Origin of the sequence: Streptomyces sp. NPDC029216 (assembly GCF_040648015.1) — a bacterium.
Taxonomy (GTDB): Bacteria; Actinomycetota; Actinomycetes; order Streptomycetales; family Streptomycetaceae; genus Streptomyces.
In genome coordinates this window covers 21365-32384 of record NZ_JBEZWL010000085.1, presented here as the reverse complement: position 1 = coordinate 32384, position 11020 = coordinate 21365, and the positions used below count along the sequence as shown (strand labels likewise).

The window sequence follows — 11020 nt, the reverse complement described above, 5'->3', positions numbered from 1 at the left end:
GGTCGCGTCGCTTCGCGATGTCGCTGCGCTCCACCCTTGACAGCCCGTCCCGCCCCGGAAAGACAAGGACTGTCGGGAAGCCCCCAGAGGAACGGGCCGGTTCTTCCTTGACCATCCGGCTCCCTCAGCGATGAGGCGAGCAGACCGGGTCCGGCCGACCGGGCATCCGACCCCTCCAGATCCCGATCCCTGATTCCGGCCCGGGGGCGCCCCAGATCGCTACGCGCTCCCAGATTCCGGCGTCCGCCGCCCGTCCTGGGTTGATACGCGCACGGCAGGACGATGAGGAAGGCCTCCGGACGCCCCTGGCGCCCCAGATCGCTACGCGCTCCCCAGATTCCGGCGTCCGCCGCCCGTCCTGGGTTGATACGCGCACGGCAGGGCGATGAGGAAGGCCTCCGAGCGCGCCTGGCGCGTCCGATCACTGCGCGCTTCTCGGATCTCGACGTCTGACGTTCGGGTATCGGAGCGGGCCGACCGGTTGGCCGGAGGTGATCCGGGAGAGGACCGCGATCGCGAGGATGGACCAGAACACGGCGGTGCCGTGGTCCACCGGGTTGCGGCAATCGACCTGGTCGAGGACTTCAGCACCTAGGACGGCCGTCAGCCGCCAAGAAAACGGGCAGCGCGTAGCGATCTGGGGCGCCTGGCAGGCCCGGAGGACCATTCCGTCGTCCTCGGCTGCGGGCATCGGCCCCAGACGGGCGGCGGACGCTGAGACGGGAGGAGCGCGTAGCGATCCGGGGCGTGGGGTGGTCCCGAGTCAGGGTCTGGAGGGGCCGTATGCCCGGTCTGCCGGGCCCGGTCTGCTCGTCTCATCGCTGAGGGAGCCTGATGGTCAAGGAACAACCGGCCCGTTCCTTTGGGGGTTTCCCGGCAGGCTTCGGCTTTTCGTGGCGGGACGGTCTGTCAAGGGTGGCCGAAGGCCATCGCGAAGCGACGCGACCGAAGGGAGCGCCCTTGACAGGCCGGCCCGACACGGAAGGACGATGAGACTGACGGGAAACCCCCAACCGCTCCCTGAGACCGCCCCGCCGAAACCCCGACCTCCCCCGACCCCGCCCCTACCGCGGCGCCCGCGCCAGCTGGCGGGACTGGGCTACCAGGCGGTTCGCCGAGTCCCAGACCTCCGCGTCCTCCTCCAGGAAGCCCCCCGCCAGGTTGCGGGTGACGATGCCGATGCGCAGGGGACCCGGGGCCGGGCGGCAGCGGATGTGGGTGGTGAGCTCGACCGTCGGGGCCCAGCCCAGGAGGCCGAGGTCGAAGGCGGTCGGGGGGAGGGCGTCCACCGCGAGGAGGAGGGACAGGGGGTCCGCGTCGCGGCCGTCGGCCAGCTCGAACCAGGCCCGCATCTCGCCCTTCCCCGACGGCGCCCCGACGGCCCAGCCCGCCGTCGCCGGGTCCAGCCTCAGCCGGAGCCGGTCCACGATGGCGTTGCTGCCGGGGATCGGGGCCGGGCCGGCCTCGGCGCCGAGGCAGTCCTCGTAGGGGGGCATGACGGGCGGCTGCGCCACCGTGTGGACGGTGTCGGGGAGCGCGGAGAGGTCCCCGTACGAGGCGAGGACGCGGATGCGCTCGACCTCGGCGCCGCTCTCGTCGAACTGGAACAGCGAGGCCTGGCCGGTGGAGAGGGTACGGCCGACCCGGACGACCTCGGTGCGGATCACGGCGGGGCCGGGCACCGAGGAGGTCAGGTAGTGGGCGGAGACGGTGAAGGGGTCCGGGTGCGGCAGGGCCGCCGACAGGGCCCGGCCGACCAGGGCCAGCAGATAGCCGCCGTTGACGGCGGTGATGATCGTCCAGCCGGCGGAGAGCTCCGCGTCGTACACACCCGGCTCGCCCGCGCGGGGCGTGATGGTGGTGTCGCGGTCGAATTCGCTGTCGCCGATGGATGCCTTGGCCGCTGCGTGTGACATGGCGACGACGGTACACGCGTAAGCTACTAAGCGGTAGCTTTTGTTTTGGGGGTCGAGGACCTAAGGTTCTTCGGCCACCGAGGAGCGGCGGTTCCAGGCCAGCGGGGCGCGCCAGTGGAACTGCATCGCCAGGATGCGCAGGACGAAGGTGGTGACGGTCGCGAGGGCGGTCGTGAGGGGGTTGATTACGTCGAAGCTGATGAAGAGCGCCACCATCGAGGCGCCGACCACGGCGGGGACGGCGTACATCTCGCGGTCGCGGAGCAGGGACGGGACCTCGTTGGCGATCACGTCGCGCAGGACGCCTCCGCCGACGGCGGTGGCCACGCCCAGGGCGGCGGAGGAGGTCAGGCCGAGGCCGTACTCGTAGGCCTTGGTGGTGCCCGACACGCAGAACAGGCCGAGGCCGGCGGCGTCGCAGACGTTGATGGCCCGGTTGATGCGCTGGACTTCGGGGTGGAGGAAGAAGACGAGCGCGGCGGCGAGCAGCGGTGTGACGAAGAAGCTGAGCTCGCCGAAGGCGGCCGGCGGGACGGCGCCGATGCAGAGGTCGCGGAAGAGGCCGCCGCCGAGGGCGGTGACGAGGGCGAGTACGGCGATGCCGAAGACGTCGAAGTTCTTGCGGACCGCGAGGAGGGCGCCGGCCAGGGCGAAGACGAAGATGCCTGCGAGGTCCAGGGCGTGCTGGATGCCGGGCGGGAAGAGATCGTGGAGCACGTCTCATTGTCGCCCGGGCGGAGGGGGCCGTCGGCCAGGTGCCGGTGGGCGGGCGGGGCGGGGTCGGGGGTTCCGCTGCGCGGAGCCGTCTCCCCGCCCCGCCCTTCACCGTTCTCGCCTCAAACGCCGGCGCGGCTGGAGGTTACCCGGCCGGGCTCGGTTCGGCTGCGGCCGGGGTGGATTCCGCGTTCTCCGGGTGGTGGCATGCCACCTGGTGTCCCGTCTTGAGGGGCTGCAGGGGCGGGTCCTGGGTCTTGCAGAGCTCCGTCGCCTTCCAGCACCGGGTGTGGAAGCGGCAGCCGGCCGGCGGGGAGATCGGCGAGGGGACATCGCCCTTGAGCAGGATGCGGCCGCTCTTGGCGCCGCGCCGCCTCGGGTCCGGGACCGGGACGGCGGAGAGCAGGGCGTTCGTGTACGGGTGCATCGGGGACTCGTACAGCGCCTTGCGGTCGGCCAGCTCCACGATCTTGCCGAGGTACATCACCGCGATGCGGTCCGAGACGTGCCGGATGACCGACAGGTCGTGCGCGATGATCACGTACGTGAGGCCGAGCTCCTGCTGGAGGTCGTCCAGCAGGTTGACCACCTGGGCCTGGATCGACACGTCCAGGGCGGACACCGGCTCGTCCGCGACGACGAGCTTCGGCTTGAGGGCCAGGGCGCGGGCGATGCCGATGCGCTGGCGCTGGCCGCCCGAGAACTCGTGCGGGTAGCGGTTGTAGTGCTCGGGGTTCAGGCCCACGAGGGAGAGCAGGCGCTGGACCTCCGCCTTGATGCCGCCTTCCGGGGTGATGCCCTGGAGGCGGAAGGGGGCGGAGACGATCGTGCCCACGGTGTGGCGGGGGTTCAGGGAGCCGTACGGGTCCTGGAAGATCATCTGCACGTCGCGGCGCAGCGGGCGCATCTGCGAGACGTTGAGGTGCGTGATGTCCTGGCCCTCGAACTCGATGCGGCCGCCGCTCGGCTCCAGGAGGCGGGTGATGAGGCGGCCCATGGTGGACTTGCCGCAGCCCGACTCGCCGACGACGCCGAGGGTCTCGCCGCGCCGGACCTCGAAGTCGATGCCGTCGACGGCCTTCACGGCCCCGGTCTGGCGGCGCAGCAGCCCCTTGTTGATGGGGAAGTGCTTGACCAGGCCGGTCACCTTCAGGAGCGCTTCGGCCTCGGGGGCCTGCGCGGGGTCCTTCTTCATGTCGGTCACAGCTTCGGCGCAATCTCTTCGGTCCAGATCCGGGTCCGCTCCTCCTGCGACATGTGGCAGGCGGACCAGTGCCGGCTGCCGTCCTCGGTCAGCTCGGGGCGCTGGGTGCGGGTGATGCCGCCCTTGGGCACGTCGGCGTAGGGGCACCGGGGGTTGAAGGCGCAGCCGCTCGGGATGTTGATGAGGCTGGGCGGCGAGCCCTTGACCGGGATCAGCCGGTCGGTCTGGTCGCGGTCGATGCGCGGCATGGAGCCGAGCAGCCCCCAGGTGTAGGGGTGCCGGGGTTCGTAGAAGACCTTCTCGGCGGCGCCCCGCTCGACGCAGCGGCCGCCGTACATCACGAGGATCTCGTCGGCCATCTCGGCGACCACGCCGAGGTCGTGCGTGATCATGATGACCGCGGAGCCGAACTCCTTCTGCAGGTCGCGGATCAGGTCGAGGATCTGCGCCTGGACGGTGACGTCCAGGGCGGTGGTCGGCTCGTCCGCGATGAGCAGTTCGGGGTTGTTGACCAGCGCCATCGCGATCATCGCGCGCTGGCGCATGCCGCCGGAGAACTCGTGGGGGTAGGCGTCCACGCGCTGGTGGGGCTCGGGGATGCCGACCCGGTCGAGCATCTCCACGGCCCGGGTGCGGGCCGTCTTCTTGTCGACGTCGTGGTGGGTCCGGTACGCCTCGACGATCTGCTTGCCGACCGAGTAGTACGGGTGCATCGCGGACAGCGGGTCCTGGAAGACCATCGCCATCTTGCGGCCGCGCAGCCGGCGGACGTGGTCGGCGTCGGCGCTGACGAGCTCCTCGCCGTCGAGGACGACCTCGCCCGAGATGTGCGGGCGGCTGCGGGCGTTGCCGGTGCGGTGCAGGCCCATGATGGCCAGCGAGGTGACGGACTTGCCCGACCCGGATTCGCCCACGATGCCGAGGGTCTTGCCGCGTTCGAGGTCGAAGGAGAGGCCGTCGACGGACTTCACGAGGCCGTCGTCGGTCGGGAAGTGCACCTTCAGGTCGCGCACGGAGAGGAAGGCGGAGCCGTCGCGCGGGCCGCCCTGCTCGGGCACGAAGGCGGGCGCGCCGTTGTTCTGGTTCTCGGTCACGTCAGCCTCACGCGCGGGTCGATGACGGCGTACAGCAGGTCCACGATCAGGTTGGCGAGCACCACGAACAGTGCGGCGAGCAGGGTGACGCCCATGATCACGGGCAGGTCGCCCTGGCTGATGGCGGCGACGGCCGCCGTCCCCAGGCCCTGGAAGTTGAACGTGGTCTCGGTGAGCACCGCGCCGCCGAGGAGGCCACCGAGGTCCAGGCCGAACATGGTGACGATCGGGGTGAGGGTGGAGCGCAGGGCGTGCTTGCGGATGACCACGCCCTCCTTGAGGCCCTTGGCGCGGGCGGTGCGGATGTAGTCCTCGCCGAGGACCTCCAGCATGGTCGCCCGGGTGATGCGGGCGTAGGTCGCGGCGAAGAGGAAGGCGAGGGTGACCCAGGGCAGGATGAGGCTGTTGAGCCAGGCCAGCGGATCCTCGGTCAGGGGTTTGTAGTTGGAGACGTCCAGCCAGCCGAGGCTGTAGACGAAGATCGCGGGGGCCACCATGCCGGTGAAGAAGATCGGCAGGGAGACACCGGCGAGGGCGCCGACCATCACGGTGCGGTCGATGGCGGTCCTGCGTTTGAGTGCCGATACGACGCCGGTGGCCACGCCCGCGATCACCCAGATGACCGCCGCGCCGAGGGCGAGCGAGAGGGTGACCGGGATGCGGTCCATCATCGTGTCCCAGACGGGCGCCTCGGTCTTGAAGGAGTAGCCGAAGCACGGGGCCGCGCAGTGCGTGACGCCCGTGCCGCCGTCGTAGTCGCGGCCGGCGAAGATTCCCTTGACGAAGAGCAGGTACTGCTCGGAGATCGGCTTGTCGAAGCCCATCTTCACGCGGATGCCCGCCAGGGCGGTCTCGTTGGTCTCGCGTCCGGCGTACATGAGCGCGGGATCGCTGCCGGTCAGCTTCGGGACCGCGAAGAAGATGCCGAAGGTGACCACGGAGACCACCAGCAGCGTGGCGGCGACGTTGAACAGCCGCCGTATGAGGTAGACGAGCACTGCAGTCGGCCGCCCGGCGCGGGTGGCCGCCGCCCCTCGTGGGGGCGGCGGCCACCGCCTGCGGCCTTCACCTGCCCTTCGGACTAGCGCATGTGCGGTGAAGGCACTTGCCTGTGGTGTTACGTGGTACGTGACGACTCGGGCCGGGGGCCGGCCGGTGTTACTGCTTGATGCCCACGGTGGCGAGGTCGATCTTGCCGAAGGACTCGTTGAAGTAGACGTTCGTCAGGCGCGGGTTGTGGTAGACGAGCGCCTTGTCGAAGTTGATCGGGAGGTAGAGCGCCTTCTCCATGACCTTCTTGTTGATGTCCGTGTAGAAGGGCGCGGCCTCTTCCGGAGTCTTGGTGGCGGCCGTCTTGAAGAGGCCGTTGATCTCCGGGTCGTTGATCATCGTGTAGTTGTTGTTGCCGTTCGGCAGGATGAACGTGCCGTCGACCAGCGGCTGGAGGAAGCCCGAGCCGGAGTTGTAGTCGGCGCCCCAGCCCATGACGATGATGCCGTAGTTCTTCTTCTTCACGTTCTCGGGCGAACCGATCACGGAGGAGCTGAGCTTGCCGTCGAACTGGTCGATCGTCGCCTTGATGCCGACCTTGGCGAGCGAGGCCTGGAGGGACTCGGCGGTCTTCACCTCGGGCGCCTTGTTGTTGCGCACGGCGATGGTGGTCTCGAAGCCGTCCGGCTTGCCGCAGGCCTTGAGGGCCTCCTTGGCCTTGGCCTCCTGCGGCTTGCCCTTCGTCAGACCGAACGGGTCGTAGCTCTTGTCCGAGCCGGGGACGCCGGGCGGCAGCATGTTGGCGCCGAGGTCACCGCTGGTCGGGCCGCCGCGGGCGGTCTGCAGGGACTTCGGGTCGGCCGCGTAGATGACGGCCTTGCGGCACTCGATGTTGTCGAACGGCGCGACCGTCGTCGGGAAGGCGAAGTAGCGGATGTAGCCCGTGAAGGGGTTGTCCGCGTTCTTCTTGAGGTTCGCGTCCTTGAGGATCTTGTTCTTGGCGGCCTGCTGCACACCGGTGCCGTCGACCGCGAGGTCGATGTCACCGGAGAGCAGGCGCTGGTCCATGTCGTCCGGGTTGGTGGTCACCGTGAAGGAGACCTTGTCCGGCAGGCCCTTGCGGATCGGGTCCGTCTTCGGGTCCCAGTTCTCGTTGCGGACGAAGGTCGCGCCCTTGCCGGCGGTGAAGTTCTCCACCTTGTAAGGGCCGGTCGAGACCGGCTTGTTGGTGTAGGTGGCGCCCGTGTCCTTGGCCGCCGGGACCGGCGAGGAGGTCGGCATGGCCAGCAGGTAGTTGAAGTCGGAGTTGGCGCTCGCCAGGTTGAAGACGATCGTCTTGTCGTCCGGCGTCTGGACGGACTTCAGACCCATCTTGTCCGGGTCGGTGTCCTTGTACGGTCCGGGGTACTTCTGGCCCTGGTCGAGGACGTCGATCAGGTAGGTCGGACCGCCCGACAGGACGTCCTGCGCGAAGACGCGCTCGATGCCGTACTTGACGTCCTTCGAGGTGATCGGCGTGCCGTCCTCGAACTTCACCCCGTCCTTGAGCTTCAGGGTGTACGTCTTGCCGTCGTTGGTCACGACCGGCAGGGCCTCGGCGAGGTCGGGGACCGCCTTGGTGCCGTCCTTGCCGGGCTTCGCGTCGTAGGCGAGCAGGCTGCGGACGTACAGGCGCTGCATGTCCCAGACGAAGCCGTAGTAGGCGCGGGCCGGGTCGAGGTAGTCGACGTCCTGCGGGGACCAGAGCTTGAGCTCGCCGCCCTTGGCGTCGGAGGCGTTGATCACGCCGTCGGCGGCGCCGCTGTAGCCCTTGGAGCTGTCGGCGTCGCCCTTGCCTTCCGTCTTGTCCCCGCCACCGCACGCGGCGGTCAGGGACAGGGCGGCGATCACGGCGGTGATCGCGAGTGCCTGCTTTCTGCGGATCACGGTTGTCCAACCTCCATAGGTGGGTGAATCGAAGAAGCGGTTCAGCTGCCCTTGGGGTCGAGTGCGTCACGCAGCCCGTCCCCGAAGAGGTTGAACGCCAGGACGGTGATGAAGATCGTCATACCGGGGACCACCATGTACATGGGGTCGTCCTGGTAGATGGGGACGGCGTCGGAGAGCATCTTTCCCCAGGAAGAGGTGGGGGGCTTGACGCCGGCGCCCAGGAAGCTGAGGGCCGCTTCCGTCAGGATGTTGGTCGGGATGATCAGCGTGGTGTAGACGAGGATCGGCGCGACCAGGTTCGGCATCAGCTCCTTGACGAGGATGTAGCCGCGGCCGGCCCCGAGGCTGCGCGCGGCCTCGACGTACTCGCGTTCCCGCAGGGAGATCGTCTGGCCTCGGACGATGCGTCCGATGTACGGCCAACCGAAGAACCCGATGACGAGGATGAGCACGCCCATCCGGACGCCCGAACCCTCGAAGCCCCAGACGGAGTTGGGGACGACGGAGACGAGGGCGATGGTGAACAGCAGCTGCGGGAAGGCCAGCAGCAGGTCCATGAGGCGGCTGATGACGCCGTCGACCCAGCCGCCGATGAAGCCGGCGAGGGCGCCCAGGAAGCTGCCGAGCACGACCGAGACGAAGGCGGCCAGGAAGGCGACGACCAGGGAGATGCGGGCGCCGTAGACGATCCGGCTGAAGACGTCGCGGCCGTTGGTCGGTTCGACGCCCAGCAGGAAGTCGGAGCTGATGCCGCCGAGGGAGCCGAGTGGCGTGCCCAGGTCGGGGTCGATCAGGTCCTCGTGGAACTCGTTGGGGTCGTGGCCCAGGAGGTTCACGATCAGCGGGGCGAAGATCGCCACCAGGATCAGGAGGATCACGACCACACCGCCGGTCAGCGCGACCTTGTCGCGCTTGAGCCGCATCCAGGCGATGCGTCCGGGCGAGCGGCCTTCGATGGCCTTGGCAGGGACGTCGGCTACGGACACGGGTGCGGGTGATTCCGCGCTCGTGTCGTGCAGTGGTGCCGTCATCGTGGTGGGGACCCCTCTCGGCCGACGGATGGTCGGCCCATGCCCGCCGCTGTGGCGGCGTTGGTGCGGAGTGGCGCTCGGAGTGCTCGGGACACGGTGGAACGCGGATGAGACGCGCCGGGAGGTGCGTGAGAACTGCGAGAACTGCGGGAGCTGCAGGACGTGCGAGGCAGTGCGGGAGGTGCGGGAACTGCTGTGCGGAACGACAAGCGAAGTCCATGTGCCGAACCGGGTCCTGGAGGACTGACCGGCTCTTGGGTGGGGAGTCTTCATCGGGCGCTCGACCAGCCGCCAGACCCGCAGATGAATGGATGCGCAACCGTGATCTGAGGCTTGAGTTCCCGTTATCCGGACTCGGCTCCCGGCTCAGCGGAGCAAGACCGTCCGTTCGGTACGCAAACGGACATGGCGCCCAACCCCTCGGAGGAGCACGCCAATTGGGTCCCCATCCAGGGTGAAATCCGGACAAGGCGAAGGCCGCCGGGAACGATGGTTCCCGACGGCCTGAAGTGGTCCCGGACGGCCCGTCTCACGGTGTGGGCATACCGGAAATGTCCCTGTAACAAGCTCGGTGTTCGGCCCGGCGGCGGCTCAGTAGGCGGCCGCCTGCCCCTCACGGTCGTAGAACGGCCGCGTCTGCGCGCGTAGCCACATGGCCACGGGATCGTGCTCGTCAGCGAGCGCGACGGTGCACACCGGGACCCCCTCGGGCACCGCGCCGACCGACTGGCGCATCATCTCCCGTACGGATTCCAGCGCGGGCGCGGAGGCGTCGTACAGGTCGAGCCCGACCGCGAGGTACGCCGACCCCAGCGCGGGCTGCACCCAGGCGCGGCGCAGCGACCGGACGGCGGGCGTGCGGTGCGCGTGCTGGGTCAGCAGCCCGTAGAACTGCGGGAGCTCCAGGGCCGGCTCGGACAGCCGCAGCGGTCCCGCCGGCATCCGGTCCAGGCCGGTCGCGACCCGGCGCAGGTCGGCCCACGGGATGCCGAGGCCGCCGCCCTGGGCGTGCGGGTTGACCCACAGGCCCCAGCGGTCGGGGTAGAGGGCGCGGGCGATGTCCCGGCCGGTGACCACCTCGTAGCCGCGGTTCCAGCCGCTGGCGGCCAGCTCCTGCGGGGAGGTCACGCAGGGCGCGTAACCGAGGCCCTCGACCTCCATGCCGCCGTACTGGGCGTCCGGTGAGCCCGGCTGCCCCTGCCAGAGCAGCATCCACAGCCGGCCCTCGGCGAGGGCGCGCAGGAATGACTCGTAGTTCTCATAGCGCCCGGGAGTCACCTGGCGCAGCATGTGCTCGACCTGCCCGGCCGCGGCCGTGCCTGACGCACTCACCCGGCTACCCCTCTTCGTCTTCGTCCGCCCGTCGTCTCCACGTCCCGAACAGCTTAAGCGGCGCTACGGGAGGTAGAAGGGGCGCACGCGCTCACGAATCCAGTCCGTGACCGGGTCCTCGGCGGCCTCCAGCAGGATCAACTGGACGGGCCAGGGTGCCGGTACGCGGGCCAGGGCGCGGCCGAGCGCCTCCAGCGGGGCGGTCCGGGACCCGGAGTCCCATCCCACCAGCCGGACACCGATGTAGAGCTCGGGGTCCTTGCCCTCGACGCTGGCGAGGCAGCGGTGCGCGGCGGCGACGACGCCGGTGGCTCGGAACTCCTCGGCGGCGGCGGCGAGGAAGTCGACGGGGTCGTCCTGCCAGTCGGGCTCGAAGAGGCGGACGCGGGCGCCGGTGGCGGGGCCGTCGAGCTCGGTCCGGCCGGCGCGGCAGAGCTGGGCGACGGCGGCGGGGGGCAGGGGGACGCCGACGGCGCCCTCGGGGTTCACGGCGATGCCGAGCTGAGGGGGCAGGCCGCGGGCGAACTCGACGGCGGGGGCGACCGCGAAGTCCATGTCGGGGCCGGCGGCGAAGCGGAGCTGGGCCTCGGAGCTGTAGACGGGGACGTAGGCCTCGCCGGCGATGAGCATGGTGGGGAGGTCGAGGGAGTGGCTGTCGGGGCCGCCGCCCTGCGGGAGCGGGACCCAGACCTGGCTGCGGCCGAGGGCCTCCAGGATGCGGGGGCCGGCGTCGGGCCGGCCGAGGGCCGCTCCGAGCGTCTGTTCCAACTCGTTCGCCGGCCAGCCGTTGCCCTGCATGTGCCCCTGCTC

Annotated in this window: 9 protein-coding genes; all 9 read right to left on the bottom strand. The window is 69.9% G+C overall.

What is annotated here, in order from left to right:
* Nucleotides 1-1064 precede the first annotated feature (1064 nt).
* The 9 genes from AB0F18_RS26315 to AB0F18_RS26275 all read right to left on the bottom strand — a co-directional run bounded on the left by AB0F18_RS26315 (nt 1065) and on the right by AB0F18_RS26275 (nt 11008).
* A complete protein-coding gene (locus AB0F18_RS26315; RefSeq protein ID WP_362064756.1) occupies nt 1065-1916 on the bottom strand; it encodes a thioesterase family protein in 852 nt (283 codons plus the stop codon).
* A gap of 60 nt (nt 1917-1976) precedes the next feature.
* Nucleotides 1977-2633 (bottom strand): trimeric intracellular cation channel family protein, encoded by a 657-nt coding sequence (locus AB0F18_RS26310; RefSeq protein ID WP_362064754.1) that lies wholly within the window; start codon nt 2631-2633, stop codon nt 1977-1979.
* 142 nt (nt 2634-2775) lie between these two features.
* Nucleotides 2776-3825: a dipeptide ABC transporter ATP-binding protein gene (locus tag AB0F18_RS26305; RefSeq protein WP_362064752.1), complete on the bottom strand. Its 1050-nt coding sequence runs from the start codon at nt 3823-3825 to the stop codon at nt 2776-2778.
* Between the two features lie 5 nt (nt 3826-3830).
* The gene (locus AB0F18_RS26300) at nt 3831-4892 is read right to left on the bottom strand and encodes an ABC transporter ATP-binding protein (protein WP_362064764.1); all 1062 of its coding nucleotides are present in this window, start codon (nt 4890-4892) and stop codon (nt 3831-3833) included.
* 32 nt (nt 4893-4924) lie between these two features.
* Nucleotides 4925-5926, bottom strand: coding sequence for an ABC transporter permease (locus tag AB0F18_RS26295; RefSeq protein WP_100862825.1), 1002 nt, complete (start codon nt 5924-5926; stop codon nt 4925-4927).
* A gap of 160 nt (nt 5927-6086) precedes the next feature.
* Nucleotides 6087-7844 (bottom strand): ABC transporter substrate-binding protein, encoded by a 1758-nt coding sequence (locus tag AB0F18_RS26290; protein WP_362064750.1) that lies wholly within the window; start codon nt 7842-7844, stop codon nt 6087-6089.
* 41 nt (nt 7845-7885) lie between these two features.
* Nucleotides 7886-8878 (bottom strand): ABC transporter permease, encoded by a 993-nt coding sequence (locus tag AB0F18_RS26285; protein ID WP_362064748.1) that lies wholly within the window; start codon nt 8876-8878, stop codon nt 7886-7888.
* A gap of 591 nt (nt 8879-9469) precedes the next feature.
* Nucleotides 9470-10210 (bottom strand): enhanced serine sensitivity protein SseB C-terminal domain-containing protein, encoded by a 741-nt coding sequence (locus AB0F18_RS26280; RefSeq protein ID WP_362064746.1) that lies wholly within the window; start codon nt 10208-10210, stop codon nt 9470-9472.
* A gap of 63 nt (nt 10211-10273) precedes the next feature.
* A complete protein-coding gene (locus tag AB0F18_RS26275; RefSeq protein ID WP_362064744.1) occupies nt 10274-11008 on the bottom strand; it encodes an enhanced serine sensitivity protein SseB in 735 nt (244 codons plus the stop codon).
* Nucleotides 11009-11020 lie beyond the last annotated feature (12 nt).

Coding starts and splice junctions, on each gene's coding strand:
- AB0F18_RS26315 (WP_362064756.1), bottom strand. CDS start 1,916: ATGTCACACGCAGCGGCCAAGGCATCCATCGGCGACAGCGAATTCGAC.
- AB0F18_RS26305 (WP_362064752.1), bottom strand. CDS start 3,825: ATGAAGAAGGACCCCGCGCAGGCCCCCGAGGCCGAAGCGCTCCTGAAG.
- AB0F18_RS26285 (WP_362064748.1), bottom strand. CDS start 8,878: ATGACGGCACCACTGCACGACACGAGCGCGGAATCACCCGCACCCGTG.
- AB0F18_RS26275 (WP_362064744.1), bottom strand. CDS start 11,008: ATGCAGGGCAACGGCTGGCCGGCGAACGAGTTGGAACAGACGCTCGGA.